Genomic DNA, 15,415 nt, shown 5'->3' with positions numbered 1-15,415 from the left:
ACGACGATCTAGTCACTCGCAAAACAAAAGGAGACACCGAGATGACCGTGATCGTCGACCACCACCGCCCCGAAGCGCCGTCCGGCCCGCCGAAGCTCGACCGCGAGGAACTGCGTCGGGCCCAGCAGGACACCCTGGACACGCCGCGCATGGACTACAGCCTGCTGGCGAAGATGATGTTCAAGCCGGTGGACCTCATGTACGGCAAGCGGGGCTCGTACACGAAGTTCGCCATGCTGGAGATCATCGCCAGGGTGCCGTACCAGGCGTGGGAGCGCATGGGCTACTGGGCCGTGCACCGGCACGCGGGCCGCTCCGCGCTGGCCAGGCGGGTCTTCGAGCGGATCGTGGAGGCCCGCGCCGACCAGGACAACGAGCAGTGGCACCTGCTGATCATGCAGGACCTGGTGCAACGCACCGGGCAGCGGCAGTCGTGGCTGCTGCACAAGGCCGCGCCCTGGCTGATCGCGTTCTTCTACTATCACGTGTCCTGGGTGCTGTTCCTGGTCAGGCCCGACTGGAGCTACCGGCTCAACGCCGAGTTCGAGGACCACGCCGAGCACGAGTACATGACGTTCGTGGCCGAGAACCCGGAGCTGGACTTCGTGCCCGACCCCGGCACCTACGCCGCCGAGTACGGCCGCTACCGCTCGGTGGCCGACCTGCTCCGGCAGATCGGCCACGACGAGCGGACCCACAAGCTCGACAGCATCGAGAGCATGAGGGAGCCCCGTGTCCGCTAGACCTGTACGGGGTCGGGGGCCGCGGCGGGCTCGGCCGGGCGCAGCACGGTGACGGCCAGCGCCGCGGCGGCCACGCAGAACGCGGCCCCCACCCACGAGCCGAGGTGCATGGCGGAGGTGAACGCCTCGTTGGCCACCTCCGCCAGGCCCATCGGATGCGCGGCGCCGATCGACTCCCTGGCGGCCGCGGGCAGGTCGGCGGGCATCTCCGAGGTGTACTTCCCGGCCAGCACACTGCCCAGGACGGCGATGCTCAGCGCCATGCCGACCTGCTGGACGGTGTCGTTGAGCGCCGAGCCGACACCTGCGTGCTCGATCGGGATCGCCCCCATGAGCGAGGCGTAGGCGGAGGGGCCGGCCAGCCCGCCGCCCACGCCCATGAGCGTCAGCCCGGTGAGCAGCGGGAGGTAGCCGGTGGTCATGGCCATGACGACGAAGCCCCCGGCCATCGCCAGCAGACCGACGCCGACCAGCACCCGGTTGCTGAGCTTCTTCCCCAGCCCGGCACCCACCCCGTTGAAGATCGCCGCGGCCACGGCGTAGGGCAGCATGGCCAGCCCGGCCTGCATCTCCCCGTAGCCCAGCACGAACTGCAGGTACTGGGTGAGCATCAGCATCACGGCGCCCGCGCCGAACGACATCAGCAGGATCGAGAACGAGGCGCCGCTGAAGTTGCGGTTGGCGAACAGGTGCAGCGGCAGCATCGGCTCCTCGCGCCGGCGCTCCCAGATCACGAAGCCGGCCAGGGCGACGACCGCGAGGGCGATGACGGGGATGTTCCACTCGCGTTCGATGATCACGTAGACGGCCGCGGTCAGGCCGACGATCGACAGCACCACGCCCACGGGGTCGATCTTGCGGCCCTCGCTGCGGCTCTCGGGCATCAGGACGAAGGCGGCCACGACGGCGATCGCCGCGACCGGGATGTTCAGCAGGAAGACCGAGCCCCACCAGTAGTGCTCCAGCATGAAGCCGCCCAGCGTCGGGCCCGACACCAGGCCGACCAGGGCCACGGCGCTCCAGGCGGCCATCGCCTTGCGCCGCTCCTCCTCGTCGAACACGGTCATCAGGATCGACAGCGTGGACGGCATGACGAGGGCGCCGCCGACGCCCATCAGGCCGCGGGCGGCGATGAGCTGCCAGGGCTCGGTGACGATCACGGCGAGCAGCGACGCGCCGCCGAAGAACACCAGGCCGATGACCAGGAAGAGGCGGCGGCCGTACTTGTCGGACAGGGCGCCCGAGGTGAGCAGCAGACCGGCGAAGGCCAGCACGTAGGCGTCGATGATCCACTGGATGTCGGAGGGCGTCGCGCCCATCTCCTCGTTGAGCGAGGGGATGGCCAGGTTCAGCACGGTGTTGTCGATGACCAGCACCAGCAGCGCGAGGCACAGAGCGGCGAGAATCCACCAGCGACGGGGATCTCGTACGGTGTTCGAGTTCACTCGCACACCGTACGACAAAACTCGCACAGTGTGCGAGTTGTTTTATCCTGGGCTCATGACAGGCAAGCCGTTCCCTTCCGTATGGCTCCGCGAGCCCCGCAAGGCCACCAGCCCCGGGCGCAGCCGGGAGGAGATCGTCAGAGCCGCCCTCGAACTTCTGGACGAGGAGGGCCTGGCCGGGCTGAGCATGCGCAAGCTCGGCGCGAAGCTGAGGGCGGGCGCCACCAGCCTCTACTGGTACGTCGCCAACAAGGACGAGCTTCTTGAGCTGGTCTACGACGAGATCTGGGGCGAGATGACCGTGCCCGACCACGAGGAGGTGGGCTGGCGCGACGCGGCCGCCGCGCTGGCCTACAGCATGCGCCAGGTCATCGTGCGCCACCCGTGGGCGGCCGAGTTCGTCGGCCGGCTGCCCGCCCTCGGCCCCAACGCGCTGTGGGTCGCCAACGAGCTGCGCAAGATGTTCAAGGCGGCCGGATTCACCGGGCTCGACACCGACTACGCCATCGCCACGCTGACGGCCTACGTCTACGGCATGACGATCCCCGAGATCGCCTGGAACAAGTCGACCGGCGGCCATGTCTACGACGCCGACGAGATGCGGGCGGCGGTGGCCAAGGCCGCCGCGCCCTTCCCGGAGATGCTGGAGAGCGTCGACATGGCCACCTACGACGACCCGAAGGCGGTGCGGGAGATAGCTTTCGACTTCGGGCTCGTGTCGGTGCTCGACGGCCTTGAGCGGCGGCTGGCGACGTAGCAGGATCCGGGCATGAGCGATTTTCGTGCCGCCCGTGACTTCCTGCTCGGCGCCGACCCCGCCACCGCCCGCCGCGACTTCCGCTGGCCGGAGCTCGACACGTTCAACTGGGCGCTCGACTGGTTCGACGGGGTGCTGGCCGCCGAGACCCCGGACGCCGTCGCTCTCAAGATCGTGGGCGCGAGCAGCGCCTCCTACACCTTCGCCGAACTGTCCGCCCGCTCCAATCAGGTGGCCGGCTGGCTGCGCGAGCAGGGGGTGCGCCGGGGCGACCGGATCCTGCTCATGCTGGGCAACCAGGCCGAGCTGTGGGAGGCGCTGCTGGCCGCGATGAAGCTGGGCGCGGTCATCATCCCGGCCACGACGCTGCTGACCGGCAAGGACATCGTCGAGCGGATCGAGCGCGGCGGCGTCTCCCACGTGATCGCCAACGCCGCCGACGCGGGCAAGTTCGGGGCGGGCGAATACACCAGGATCGCCGTGGGCGACGCCTACACCTGGCTGCCGTACCACGAGGCGTACGAGGCGCGCGCGAGCTTCACCCCCGACGGGCCGACACGCGCGGGCGACACGCTGCTGCTCTATTTCACCTCCGGCACCACCTCGCAGCCGAAGCTGGTCGAGCACACGCACGCCTCCTATCCGGCCGGGCACCTGTCGACGATGTTCTGGATCGGGATCAAGCCCGGCGACGTGCATCTCAACGTGTCCTCGCCGGGGTGGGCCAAGCACGCGTGGAGCAACGTGTTCGCGCCGTGGAACGCGGGGGCGACCGTGCTGGTCCACGACTACCAGCGCTTCTCCGCGCCCGCGCTGCTGGAGGTGCTGCGCGACGAGCGGGTCACCACGTTCTGCGCGCCGCCGACGGTGTGGCGGATGCTCATCCAGGAGGACCTGGCCGCGTGGAAGCTGCCGCTGCGGACGGCCGTGGCGGCGGGCGAGCCGCTGAACCCCGAGATCATCGAGCAGGTGTCCAGGGCATGGGGCGTGACGATCAGGGACGGCTACGGCCAGACGGAGACGACCGCGCAGATCGGCAACGCGCCTGACGAGGTGGTGCGGCCGGGGTCGATGGGCCGGCCGCTGCCCGGTTACGAGGTGGTGCTGGTCGACCCGGTGTCGGGTGAGCGGGGCGAGGATGGGGAGATCTGCCTGCCGCTGGACGACCGCCGCCCCCTAGGCCTCATGTCCGGATATGTCGGTGGATTGACGGATGCGATGCGGGACGGGCTCTACCACACGGGCGACGTCGCCACCCGCGACCAGGACGGCTACATCACCTACGTCGGCAGGACCGACGACGTCTTCAAGGCCTCCGACTACCGGATCTCGCCGTTCGAGCTGGAAAGCGTGCTCTTGGAGCACGAGGCGGTGGCCGAGGCGGCCGTGGTGCCCGCCCCCGATCCGGTGCGGCTGGCCGTGCCGAAGGCGTACGTGACGCTCGCTCCGGGGTTCGAAGCCGGCGAGGCGACCGCCCGGTCGATCTTCGAGCACTGCCGGCGGGAGCTGGCGCCGTACAAGCGGGTGCGGCGGCTGGAGTTCGGCGAGTTGCCGAAGACGATCTCCGGCAAGATCCGCCGCGTTGAGCTGCGCGTACGCGAACCTCGCCAGGAATATCGCGAGGATGACCTCAATCCATGACAAGGGTCACAAAGTGTAAATCGGCCTATGGCCCTTCTTACAGGCTGATCGGCTAGGCTCTGCCCCGTGCTGCCCACCATCGCCGATGTCCTCGCCCTGGAGACCGTACGCCGGGGCAGCCCGCGCGTGGTCGCGGGCGCCGATCGGCTCGACACCAAGGTGCGGTGGGTGCACGTCGGTGAGATCGCCGACATCGCCCATCTGCTCCGCGGCGGGGAGTTGGTGCTCACCACGGGGGTCGCCCTGCCCGAGGACCCCGAGAAGCTCGCCGACTACATCGGTGAGCTTTCGTCCGTGGGAGCGTCGGGGCTGATCGTGGAGCTGGGCCGCCGGTTCGTCCGCGAGCTGCCGCGGGCCGTGATCAAGTCCGCGGAGGAGCACGGCCTGCCGGTCATCGTGCTGACCCGCGAGACGCCGTTCGTGCAGATCACCGAGTCGGTGCACGCGCGGATCATCGACATCCAGTTGGAGGAGCTGCGGGCCTCAGAGCAGTTGCACGAGGTCTTCACCGAGCTGTCGGTCGAAGGCGCCTCACCGGCCGAGGTGCTGGCCCAGGTGGCGCGGCTGTCGGGGCGGCCGGTGCTGCTGGAGAACCTGGCCCACCAGGTGCTGGCCTGCGAGTCCGCCGGGCGTGACGCGGGCACCCTGCTGGCCGGGTGGGAGACCAGGTCGCGGGCGGTGGCTCCGGCCGAGCGCACCGCGTACGACGGCGCCTCGGGCTGGCTGGTCACCACGGTCGGCGCGCGCGGGCAGGACTGGGGACGGCTGATCCTGCTGTGCGACGCGCAGCCGTCGCCGCGCGACATGGTGCTGGCCGAGCGCGCCGCCACCACGCTCGCCCTGGGCCGCCTGCTGGAGCGCCACCAGGAGTCGCTCGAACGGCAGGCGCACGGCACGATCATCACCGGCATCCTGACCCACGCCTACGCCGACCCCGACGAGGCCGCCGCCCGCGCCCGCGCGGTGGGCGTGCCGCTCACCGGGCGCAAGCTGGTCAGCGTGGTCATCAGGCCGACCGAGCCCATCGACCAGGCCCTCGACGGCCAGGCGCAGCTCGGCGAGCTGGCCGAGGCCACCGCCGCCGCCTGCCGCGACGCCCGGCTGCCCGCCCTGGTGGGCGCGCTCGACCAGGAGCGGGTCGGTGTCCTGCTGCCGCTGCCGCCGCGCGCGCAGGCCGAGCCCGCGCTGACCTCGCTCGCCGAGCGGCTGCGCGTGCTGTGGCGGCCCGGCTCGTCGTTCGTGCTGGCGGCGGGCTCGGTGGTGGAGTCCATCAGAGACGTACGCCGCAGCTTCCTCGAAGCCGAGCAGGTGGCCGACGTGGCGGTCCGCCAGCCGGACGGCCGGGCCTTCTACCGGCTGCCCGACCTGCGCCTGCGCGGCCTGCTCCACCTGCTGCGCGACGACGCGAGGCTGCAGACGTTCGCCGAGCGGGAGCTGGGCCCGCTGCTGGCCCACGACGCGCAGCGGGGCGGCGACCTCGCCCGCATCCTGCGGATCTACCTCGACTCGGGCCGCAACAAGGCGGTCGCGGCGCAGAAGGCCCACCTTTCGAGGCCCGCCTTCTACGACCGGCTGCGCCGTCTTGAGCGCATTCTCGACACCGATCTCGACGACGTCGAATCGTGCCTTTCGCTGCATGTGGCGCTCCTGGCACTGGAGTCGTTCCGCAGAGAGAGCCGTTGATGTGCTGAAATGGGCGATATGTCTGATGTATTGATGCCTGATGCGACCGATCTCGGCCGAATGCTCGCCACCGCGGGCGCCTTTTCGGTGCCCGTCCACGACGTGCGGCTGACCAGGGAAGAGCTCGATCCCGAGCAGATCGTCGCGGGCGACCCCGCGACCTCTTCCTTGGAGCTGGGAGACGGGCGGGGCATCTGGGAGATCACGCCCGGCGTCGTGACGGACGTGGAGACCGACGAGATCTTCGTCGTGCTGTCCGGCCGCGCCACGATCGCCGTCGAGGGCGGCACCACGATCGAGGTCGGCCCGGGTGACGTGTGCCTGTTCGCCGAGGGCGCCAAGACCACGTGGATCGTGCATGAGACGCTGCGCAAGGTGTACCAGACCCGCCAGAGCACGGAATAGCCGCTTACCGTCGCAGGTGTGCCCCTCTTCTACAACGCGCTGGAAGCCGGCGCCCACCGGCTGTCGATCGTGCCGCCGATGTTCGACTATTTCGGCGCCCTGGGCCTGCACGCGCTCGTCGCCGCCGCCCGGATGGGCGTCTTCGACGCCCTCGGCGAGCGGCCGTCCACCGCCGGTGAGCTGGCCGCCGCGCTCAACCTCGACCCGCACGCGACCGGCGTGCTGTTACGGTCGCTGGCCGGGCTCGGCTACCTGCGTTCCCGGGGTGGGCGTTACCGGCTGACCAGGACGGCCCGGTCGTGGTTCACCACGGACTCGCCGACGTCGCTGGTGGCGGGGCTGGAGTTCTGGGAGCGTACCGCCTGCGTGATCTGGCCCCGGGTGGAGAAGGCGGTGCGGGACGGCGCGCCCGGCACGCCCTTCTACACGCTGCTCGAAAGCGACCCGGAGCTGTCGCGCTCGTTCCAGGCGTGGACGGGAGCGCTGGCCAGGCGGCAGGCCCCGGCCGTGGCGCGCGTCGTCCCGGTGCCGCGCGGTGCCGCACGGGTGCTGGACGTGGGCGGCGGGCACGGCTGGTTCGGCATGGAGCTGCTGCGCCGGCATCCCGGGCTGCGAGCCACCGTCATCGACCTGCCGCGGGCGCTGGAGGCCGCCGCCGACCATCCGCGGCTGACGCTCCGCCCCGGGTCGTTCCTCGACGACGACCTCGGTGCCGGCTACGACGTCGTCCTGCTCTTCAACGTCCTGCACGGGCTCGACGACCGGGAGGCCGCCACGCTCCTCGCCCGGCTGGCGGCGGCGCTCGGCCCCGGTGGCACGATCGTCGTCGGCGACCAGTTCGGCGACAGCCTGATGCCGGGCCGGGCCAGCCGCGCCCTGCTGCGGCTGCTGGACCTCAATTACCTGGTCGCGGCGGGTGGCCGGGTGCGCGAGTTCGGCGAGGTGTCGGGCCTGCTGCGGGCGGCCGGGTTCGGCCGGCCCCGGCATCGCCGGCCGCTGCGTTCCGCCGCCATGGAACTGGCCATTTCTCGCCTAATGTGAATGGCTTTTTAAATGGTTCCGCCACGCGCGGATGCGACTCATATACGACTGGTAGTCGTTTCTGGTGTCAATCTCGTAACCTCTTTACCCGTTTGGCGTGTTCGCCTGCCCACGAGACCTTGATCTCGCCACTATGGTGCGGTCCCTTTTACGCCCTCTGGAGAGTTCATGTCTCGACGCACCCTCGCCGGCGGCCTGGCCATAGCCGCGGCGCTCACCCTCACCGCGTTGCCCGCGACAGCGGAGCAACTGTCGGTCGGGTTCCCGTCGGCGAAGTTCCCGCTGGGCACCCGGCCCGTGCCGACCAAGACGATGACCGCCGTCTCACAGGGCATCGATCTGTACGACGTGAAGGCCGGCAGTTCCACCGACGGCTACACGGTCACCGTCCTCATGCCGAGCGGCCGTGACTACGGGACGCTCCCGACCGCCGAGGCCAAGGTCGCCGAGGTGGAGGCCGCCGGCGAGGTGGCCAGCCTGCAGAAGGTGATCCGGCCGAGCGTCGCCGACGCCCCCTCCCAGACCGTCTACATGGTCCGCGTCGGCCTCTGGGCCTTCAAGGACAAGGCCAAGGCCGAGGAGACGGCCAAGACGCTCAAGGACGCCGGCCTGAAGATCAAGGTCGACTACCTCGGCGACGACGGTCTCAAGACCACCGGCCCCTGGGATGTCAAGGTCGCCATGATCGACAGCCGGACGTTCCGCGGCTCGTACGCCGCTTCGCTCGGCACCAGCGTGGCCAAGCGCGAAACCGTCTCCTCGATGGCCAAGGCGCAGAAGGCGCTGCTCGGCGTGAACGGCGGCTTCTTCAACATCCACACCTCCAAGGCGCTGCGCGGCGAGCCCGTCGGCGCGTCGGTGGTCGGCGGCAAGCTGCTGAGCGAGGCCGTACCCGGCCGCTCGGCCGTCGTCCTCAAGGGCCGCACCGCCAAGATCACCGAGCTCAAGACCTCCGTGGTCGCCACCTCCCAGGACGGCGAGGCCGTCGAGGTGAACGGCGTCAACCGGGCGACCGTGGAGAACGAACTGGTCCTGTACACGGAGGAGTACGGAGCCAAGACGCCCACCGGCGGCACCGACGTCGTCCTCGACGCCAACGGCAAGGTCGTGGGCGTCCGCGGCTCCGGCGCCGCGGTGGCCGCCGGAACCCGGGTGCTGCACGGCAACGGCGTGGCCTCCGACTGGCTCAACGAGCACGCCCTGGCCGACTACACGGTCAAGGTGGACACCAAGGTCGTCGACCTGCGCACGAAGAAGGCCCTCAAGCTCACCCCCGACCTGCACGTCATCGCGGGCGGCGTCGGCCTGGTCCGCAACGGCAAGGTGAAGATCACCGCCAAGCTCGACGGGCACGACTCGATGAACATGATCCTGCGCCGGCACCCCCGCACCCTGCTGGGCGTCACGAAGAACGGCAGCCTGATCCTGGCGACCATCGACGGCCGGCAGCCCGGGGTGACCATCGGGGCGAACTTCCCCGAGGCGGCTCAGTTCATGCGCTGGCTGGGCGCCACCCAGGCGATCAACCTGGACGGCGGCGGCTCGACCGCGATGGTGGTCGGCAACAAGCTCGTCAACCGCCCGTCGGACGGCGCCGAGCGCGGCGTCGGCGACGCCCTGTTGGTGCTGCCCCAGTAGTTTCACCCGGGACCCGCGCCACCATGGGCGGGTCCCTTTTCTATGGGCAGGCCGGTGTCCGGTTTGATGGCCTTCATCGCCAAGTGCGAGGTGACCTGCGCGACCCCCGGCAGCCCCGACAGCGTCTCGGAGTAGAACCGCTCATAGGCGGCCAGATCCCGCACGGCGACGCGCAGCAGGAAGTCCGGGTCGCCGAACAGCCGATGCGCCTCCACCACCTCCGGCATCTCCGCCACCCGCCGCTCGAACTCCGCCACCGTGTCGTGATCCTCGTACCTCATCACCACCGTGACGAACGCCCCGAACCCCCGCCCCACCGCGTCGCCGTCGAGCAGCGCCCGATAGCCGCGAATGACCCCGTTCTCCTCCAACTGCCGCACCCTGCGCAGGCACGGCGACGGCGTGAGCCCCACGCGGTCGGCCAGGTCGGTGTTGCTGAGCCGGCCGTCCCGTTGCAGCTCCCGCAGAATGCTGCGGTCGATCGCGTCCATGGCGCAACATCGTGCCACATGCCGGGTTTCGACGGCATGAATCCACCATCGTGTGCCAGCCCTTTCCGGCTACCGTCGCACTATGGACACTCGGCTCGTACTGCTCTTTCTGGGCATGGACCTGCTGCTGATCTGCACGCCGGGCCCCGACATGCTCTACGTGGTGGCCCGCTCGCTCGGCCAGGGCCGGCGCACCGGGCTGACGGCGGTGGCGGGCATCTGCGGCGGTTACGCGGTGCACACCGTCCTGGCCGCCGCCGGGCTGGCCGCCGCGCTCCAGGCCGTCCCGGCCGCGCTGCCGGTGATGCGGTACGCCGGGGCCGCGTACCTGGTGTTCCTCGCGGTCAGGACCCTGATGTCGCTGCGCCACCGCACCGGCCCCGCGCTCGGCGCCGATACTGAACCGGCCACCAAGGTGCTGCGGCAGAGCATGTTCACGGCCCTGCTCAACCCGAAGGGCGTGCTGCTGTACCTGTCGCTGATGCCGCAGTTCATCTCGACCGAGACGGGCGTCCCGCTGGGCGTCCAGCTCACCGTGCTCGGCCTGTTCCACGTCGTGAACTGCGCCCTGCTGTACGGGCTGATCGCCGTCGCCACGGCGCAGGCCGGCCGCGCCCTGACCGGCACCCCGAAGGCCGCCCGCCGCATCACCGCCGTCTCCGGCACGATGCTCCTGGTCGTCGCGGCCGCCACGCTCGGCACCCAGTAGCCTTTTCGCCGCCGATGAGTTCTGATCGCGGGAGCGGTCTGACCTTCTGAAGCGACTGGAAGGAGTGGTCCGGGTGGACCTGTACAGCGTCGTGTGCGTGCGTGATCGGGCGGTATCGCTGAAGTGGTTCGAGGTGTTCTTCGGGCGGCCGGCGGACGAGATCATCGGCGAGGAGTACTTGTGGCAGGTCGGTGAGAACGCTTGGGTCGTCATCGACGATCGGCAGGTGCGGGCGTCGCGGGTGGGCGGCACCATGATCACGTTCGGGGTGAACGACCTCGACGAGATCGTGGCCCGGCTGGCGGCGCACGGTGTCGAGCACGAGCCCGTGGAAACCTACGGGAACGGGGTACGCCACGTGGAGATCCTCGACCCGGACGGCAACAGCCTGTCCCTCGCCCAGGCCCCCACCCAGTGACCCATGCTCAGCACGCTCCGCCCTCCTGACCCGCATCGTGCTCACGCTCGCTCTGCCCAGTAGACGAGTTGTTCTCTGGTGCTCCTGGTCGCCGGGTGGTCGGGGCCGAGCACGCGTTCCTTGATGGGCAGCAGGGCCGCGTACTGGTCACGGGCCGAGGCGGCGTCCCCCGACTGGCCCGTCCACAGGGCCAGCTCGTGCCGGGTGATCAGGGTCGAGGGGTGGTCGGGGCCGAGCACACGTTCCCTGACCGGCAGCAGCGCCGCGCACTGGTCGCGGGCGGCCGCCGGATCGCCCGCCTGGCCGGTCCACTGGGCCAGGTTGGCGCGGGCGGTCAGCGTGTCCGGATGGTCGATCCCCTGGACGCGCTCGCGGATCGGCACCAGTTCCGCGTACTGGTCACGGGCGGCGGCCGCGTCGCCCAGCGCGCCGGTCCAGCGGGCCAGCTCATGCCGGATCGTCAGCGTGTCCGGATGGTCGGGGCCCGAGATCCGTTCGCGTACGGCGACGAGGGCCGCGTACTGCTGATGGGCTGACACCGCCTCGCCCAGCTCGCCCGTCCACCGGGCCAGCTCGTGCCGGTTGGTGAGGGTGGAGGGATGCTCGGGCCCCTGGACCCGTTCCTGGACGGGCAGCAGCGCGGCGTACTGGTCGCGGGCCGCCGCCGGATCGCCCGCCCGGCCGGTCCACTGGGCGAGGTTGGCCTGGGTGGTGAGCGTGCCGGGGTGCTCGGGGCCGGACACCCGTCTTCGTACCGGGAGCAACGCGGCGTACTGGTCGCGGGCGGCGACCGGGTCACCCGCCTGGCCCGTCCACTGGGCGAGGCTGTGGCGGGTGGTCAGGGTGCCGGGGTGCTCGGGGCCGAGGACGCGTTCGGAGACGGGGAGCAGGGCCGCGTACTGGTCGCGGGCCGCCGCCGGGTCGCCCGCCTCGCCGGTCCACTGGGCGAGGTTCGCCCGCAGGGTGAGGGTGACGGGGTGATCGGGGCCGAGCAGGTGCTCGCGTATCGGGAGGAGGGCGGCATACCGGTCGCGGGCGGCGGCCGCGTTGCCGGCCTCGCCGGTCCACTGGGCCAGGTTGGCGCGGGCGGTCAACGTGTCCGGATGGTCGATCCCCTGCACGCGTTCCCAGATGGGGATGAGGGCGGCGTACTGGTCTCTGGCAGCGGCCGCGTCACCCAGTTCGCCGGTCCAGCGGGCCAGCTCATGCCGGATGGTGAGCGTGTTGGGGTGGTCAGCGCCCTGGACGCGCTCGCGTACCGGCAGCAGAGCCGCGTACTGGTCACGGGCCGAGGCGGCGTCCCCCAGCTCGCCCGTCCACCGGGCCAGCTCGTGCCGGACCGTCAGCGTGTCCGGGTGTTCGGCACCGAGCTGGCGCTCCCGCACGGGCAGCAGCGCCGCGTACTGCCGCCGCGCCGACCCCGCGTCCCCCAACTCACCCGTCCACCGCGCCAGCGCCTGCCGGGCGGTCAGCGTGGAAGGGTGGTCGGCGCCGAACCGCGCACTGAGGGCATCGCGAATCTTCCGATAGAGCCGTCTGGCGGTACGGTAGTCGCCGCTCGCCCCCAGATACTGCGCCGCCTTGTCCATCCCGGCCGAGGTCGGGCTGAGCACGGTGAGGATGTGCGGCAGCAACTGGGCATAGCGGGGCCAGTCGCCCGCGTGGGTGGGGTCGTCGGGCAGCACGGACTCCAGGAGCACGGCGGCGGCGTCGTGCCAGCGCTGCCGCTCGTGGGGCGCGAGCCGGTCGAGAGTGACGGCCTGGACGAGGCGGTGCACCGACACCATGCCGTCCATCGGCAGCCCGATGAGGCTGTGGACGCGCAGCGCGCTGATGGCGGCGTTCAGCGTGAGCGGGTCACGCGGCAACTCCTGCAGCACCGCGAGCGCACTGAGCCACGGACGAAAGTCACGAAACAACCGAACCCTGGCACTCTGCAACCGCCCATACGCCCGCTGCCGCCGCAGATCAGCCCCGAACAACTCCCGTGGCGTACACCGTTCGAGCTGCGACAGCAGCAGATGGTACGGAATGGCGTCGTCCGAGTAACAGGACAGCGCCCGCAGCAGCGCGATCGCCCGGGAGCTGGTCCGAGCCAGATTCTGAAAGGCGAGCTGCCAGGTGGTCGTGACCCGCTCGGGGTATCCCCACGCCTGTCCCTGCGCGAGCAACGCCGCCCGCTGGTGGTCCAGCAGGTCGAGATACTCGGGCAGGGTGAGGCCGGTCTCCGCCATGTAGGCGGCGGCCTGCTCCAGCGCCAACGGCAACGCCCCCAGCTCCGCCACGACGGCGGCCGCCGCCTCGGCGTCCTCCTGCCCGGACCGCGCCTGCACCAGAGCCGCCGCCGGCCCCGGCTCCAGCACGGGCAACTCCAGGCTCTGCTCGCGCGGCCAGTTTCCAGAACGGCTGGTGACCAGCACATGCCCGGGCCCCGCCGGCGGCAGAAAAGGGCGCAACGCCCCGCCTTCTGGTGCGTTGTCAAAGATCAGCAACCACGGATCGGTACGAGCGGCCAGCGCCGCATGCACCTGATCCACCGGATCGGCCACAGCGGCCCCTTCCCGCAGCCCCAGCAACGCGGCCAACCGAGCGAACGCCCCCGACAACACCGCCGGATCGGCGGCCGGCAGTTGCCAGACGAGCTGGTATTCCTGCTGGTGGCGGTGCGCATACTCAAGCGCCAGACTCGTCTTCCCCACCCCGCCCAGCCCGTAGATGACGACCACGCAAGGCTCAGTGACCCCGGCCACCAACCGCTCCCGCACCTCGGCCACCACCTCGTCCCGGCCAAGCAGTTGCGGGGGTCGGGGCGGAAGCTGCACAGGCCGCGTCGGAACCGCCGGACGGGGCGCCACATGCACATCCCCGACGACCCCCACATGCCCACCGATCACCGAGGTGGCCCCATCCCCAGTCATCGCCACCCCCGCGTTATCCCCACCCACCCCAATGGAACGTTCCCCCCGAACAGGATCACCCGCAGGAATACGCCCACCCGTAGGATCCGAACCACCCGTGGGAGCCAGGCTGCCCGTGGGATCCGGGCCACCCGCCGGAGCCCGACCGGCCGCCTGAGCCCGACCGCCTGCCTGAGCAGGACCGACCGTCGAGCCGGGATCGCCCATAGGATCCGGGCCACCCGCAGGAACCGAACCGGCCGCCTGAGCCGGGCCGGCGGTGGGAGCCGGACCGCCCGTAGGAGCCGAACCGCTCGTGGGAGCGGGACCGACCGCCTGAGCCGGACCACCCGCCGGACCCCGGTCGGCCCCCTGGGCGGGGCCGACCGTCGGGGCGGGATCCGTTGTGGGTTCCGGGTCACCTGCGGGAACCGAACCGGCCGCCTGAGCGGGACCACCCGCCTGAGCAGGGCCGACCGTCGGGCCGGGATCCCTCATGGGATCCGGGCCACCCATGGGAGCGGGACCGGCCGCCTGAGCCTGACCGGCGACCTGAGCCGGACCAGCCTCCTGGGCTGGACCGGCTGTCGGAACCGGGTCGCCTGCCCGAGTCCGGGCGTCTGGCCACGCCGGGTTCTCTGCCTCCAACGGATCGCCCGTCCTATCGGGGTTGGCCGCCCCGTTCGAGGTTCCCGTCCGGGCGGGATCCACCGTCCCACTCGGGGCGACGACCCCGCTCGGAGTCGCCGTCCCGCTTGGGGCTGCCGGCTCACTGGGAGCGGCCGTCCCGCTCGGGAGTCCGACCCCGTCCGGGGCTGCCGTCTCACCCGAGGCGACCCCAGTGGGACCTGTCGTCCCTGTGGCAGCTGTCGTCCCGGTGGGGCCTGCTGGCCCGGTGGTAGCTGCTGGCCCGGTGAGAGGCGTCTTTCCGCTCGGGGCTCCCGTCCCGCTTGGGGTTACCGTTCCGCTCGGGATTGCTGTCTCGGATGGGTCCGCCGTCGCGGCCGGGTCGTTCGGGTGTTCGGGCCCGTCGCCTGGCGCGAGTGTGGGTTCCTTGAACTGCTTCCTTCGGAGGGCCCGACGGCGCACCATCGCCGTCACCCCCACCGCCAACACGCCGGCGATTCCCAGCGAAATGCTGATCAGGCTGTCCTGCTCATCGAGGACGTGCAGGAGTGTCCCGGGCTTTTCTAATGAGTCGGCAAAAAAGTCCGCCAACCCTGCCGTAATGAGGGTGAGCGAAACCGGCGTTACTGCCCAAGTCACCAGACGCAGGCGTCGGCGATTACGCCGTGCCTGCTCCGATTCAGATCCTGAAGGGGGTGCAGCCGTCACTCCTCCAGAGTGACGGCGCCTTCTGGAGCCCGCCACCGAAACTCCAGCATGCCCGGTAAGCGCAGAAAGCCCTCATTGCACGGGAAATAGAAAAGGCCCCGACCGAAGTCGGAGCCCTTTCAAAAAGATTGTCCGGCGGTGACCTACTCTCCCACACCCTCCCGAGTGCAGTACCATCGGCGCAGAGAAGCTTAACTTCCGGGTTCGGAATG

12 protein-coding genes and 1 rRNA gene are annotated in these 15,415 nt (G+C 70.6%); 9 read left to right on the top strand and 4 right to left on the bottom strand.

The window, feature by feature from the left end; genetic code table 11:
• Positions 1 to 41: 41 nt before the first annotated feature.
• A complete protein-coding gene (locus C4V41_RS00065) occupies positions 42 to 743 on the top strand; it encodes an alternative oxidase (protein ID WP_103953635.1) in 702 nt (233 codons plus the stop codon).
• On the opposite strand, the gene C4V41_RS00060 is transcribed toward C4V41_RS00065, so the two are convergent.
• Positions 740 to 2,188: an MFS transporter gene (locus C4V41_RS00060; RefSeq protein WP_103954647.1), complete on the bottom strand. Its 1,449-nt coding sequence runs from the start codon at positions 2,186 to 2,188 to the stop codon at positions 740 to 742. The genes C4V41_RS00065 and C4V41_RS00060 overlap by 4 nt on opposite strands.
• Positions 2,189 to 2,243: 55 nt before the next feature.
• Between C4V41_RS00060 and C4V41_RS00055 the strand changes: the two genes are divergently transcribed.
• From C4V41_RS00055 to C4V41_RS00030, 6 genes are all read left to right on the top strand, one after another.
• Positions 2,244 to 2,945 (top strand): TetR/AcrR family transcriptional regulator, encoded by a 702-nt coding sequence (locus tag C4V41_RS00055; protein WP_103953634.1) that lies wholly within the window; start codon positions 2,244 to 2,246, stop codon positions 2,943 to 2,945.
• 12 nt (positions 2,946 to 2,957) lie between these two features.
• Positions 2,958 to 4,586 (top strand): AMP-binding protein, encoded by a 1,629-nt coding sequence (locus tag C4V41_RS00050; RefSeq protein ID WP_103953633.1) that lies wholly within the window; start codon positions 2,958 to 2,960, stop codon positions 4,584 to 4,586.
• Positions 4,587 to 4,652: 66 nt separating this feature from the next.
• Positions 4,653 to 6,269: a PucR family transcriptional regulator gene (locus C4V41_RS00045; RefSeq protein WP_103953632.1), complete on the top strand. Its 1,617-nt coding sequence runs from the start codon at positions 4,653 to 4,655 to the stop codon at positions 6,267 to 6,269.
• 33 nt (positions 6,270 to 6,302) lie between these two features.
• Positions 6,303 to 6,674 carry a cupin domain-containing protein gene (locus C4V41_RS00040; RefSeq protein ID WP_235029825.1) on the top strand — a complete coding sequence of 124 codons (372 nt, stop codon included), beginning with the start codon at positions 6,303 to 6,305 and terminating at the stop codon, positions 6,672 to 6,674.
• Between the two features lie 18 nt (positions 6,675 to 6,692).
• Entirely contained in the window at positions 6,693 to 7,715 is a 1,023-nt protein-coding gene (locus C4V41_RS00035; protein ID WP_103953630.1) for a methyltransferase, read from the top strand.
• A 168-nt stretch (positions 7,716 to 7,883) separates the two neighbouring features.
• The gene (locus C4V41_RS00030; RefSeq protein WP_103953629.1) at positions 7,884 to 9,353 is read left to right on the top strand and encodes a phosphodiester glycosidase family protein; all 1,470 of its coding nucleotides are present in this window, start codon (positions 7,884 to 7,886) and stop codon (positions 9,351 to 9,353) included.
• A gap of 2 nt (positions 9,354 to 9,355) precedes the next feature.
• Here C4V41_RS00030 and C4V41_RS00025 read toward each other — a convergent pair whose 3' ends face one another.
• Positions 9,356 to 9,844: an Lrp/AsnC family transcriptional regulator gene (locus C4V41_RS00025; RefSeq protein WP_103953628.1), complete on the bottom strand. Its 489-nt coding sequence runs from the start codon at positions 9,842 to 9,844 to the stop codon at positions 9,356 to 9,358.
• Between the two features lie 82 nt (positions 9,845 to 9,926).
• Here C4V41_RS00025 and C4V41_RS00020 point away from each other — a divergent pair, with 82 nt between their 5' ends.
• Together C4V41_RS00020 and C4V41_RS00015 are read left to right on the top strand one after the other, a co-directional pair.
• Positions 9,927 to 10,553, top strand: a complete 627-nt coding sequence (locus C4V41_RS00020; RefSeq protein WP_103953627.1) for a LysE family translocator — start codon at positions 9,927 to 9,929, stop codon at positions 10,551 to 10,553.
• Between the two features lie 73 nt (positions 10,554 to 10,626).
• Positions 10,627 to 10,971, top strand: coding sequence for a VOC family protein (locus tag C4V41_RS00015; RefSeq protein WP_103953626.1), 345 nt, complete (start codon positions 10,627 to 10,629; stop codon positions 10,969 to 10,971).
• A gap of 41 nt (positions 10,972 to 11,012) precedes the next feature.
• Here C4V41_RS00015 and C4V41_RS00010 read toward each other — a convergent pair whose 3' ends face one another.
• Positions 11,013 to 13,697, bottom strand: a complete 2,685-nt coding sequence (locus C4V41_RS00010; protein WP_200823654.1) for a tetratricopeptide repeat protein — start codon at positions 13,695 to 13,697, stop codon at positions 11,013 to 11,015.
• Between the two features lie 1,636 nt (positions 13,698 to 15,333).
• A 5S ribosomal RNA gene (gene rrf / locus C4V41_RS00005) occupies positions 15,334 to 15,415 on the bottom strand; the annotation flags it as partial.

Origin of the sequence: Nonomuraea solani, from assembly GCF_900108335.1 — a bacterium.
Classification (GTDB): Bacteria; Actinomycetota; Actinomycetes; order Streptosporangiales; family Streptosporangiaceae; genus Nonomuraea; species Nonomuraea solani.
Note: the sequence above shows the minus strand (reverse complement) of the source record. Positions and strands in the feature narration are given on the sequence as shown.

What these genes read in the sequence shown, in the direction of transcription:
- C4V41_RS00065 (WP_103953635.1), top strand. Translation starts at nt 42, where the DNA reads ATGACCGTGATCGTCGACCACCACCGCCCCGAAGCGCCGTCCGGCCCG.
- C4V41_RS00040 (WP_235029825.1), top strand. Translation starts at nt 6,303, where the DNA reads ATGCCTGATGCGACCGATCTCGGCCGAATGCTCGCCACCGCGGGCGCC.
- C4V41_RS00020 (WP_103953627.1), top strand. Translation starts at nt 9,927, where the DNA reads ATGGACACTCGGCTCGTACTGCTCTTTCTGGGCATGGACCTGCTGCTG.
- C4V41_RS00050 (WP_103953633.1), top strand. Translation starts at nt 2,958, where the DNA reads ATGAGCGATTTTCGTGCCGCCCGTGACTTCCTGCTCGGCGCCGACCCC.
- C4V41_RS00055 (WP_103953634.1), top strand. Translation starts at nt 2,244, where the DNA reads ATGACAGGCAAGCCGTTCCCTTCCGTATGGCTCCGCGAGCCCCGCAAG.
- C4V41_RS00030 (WP_103953629.1), top strand. Translation starts at nt 7,884, where the DNA reads ATGTCTCGACGCACCCTCGCCGGCGGCCTGGCCATAGCCGCGGCGCTC.
- C4V41_RS00025 (WP_103953628.1), bottom strand. Translation starts at nt 9,844, where the DNA reads ATGGACGCGATCGACCGCAGCATTCTGCGGGAGCTGCAACGGGACGGC.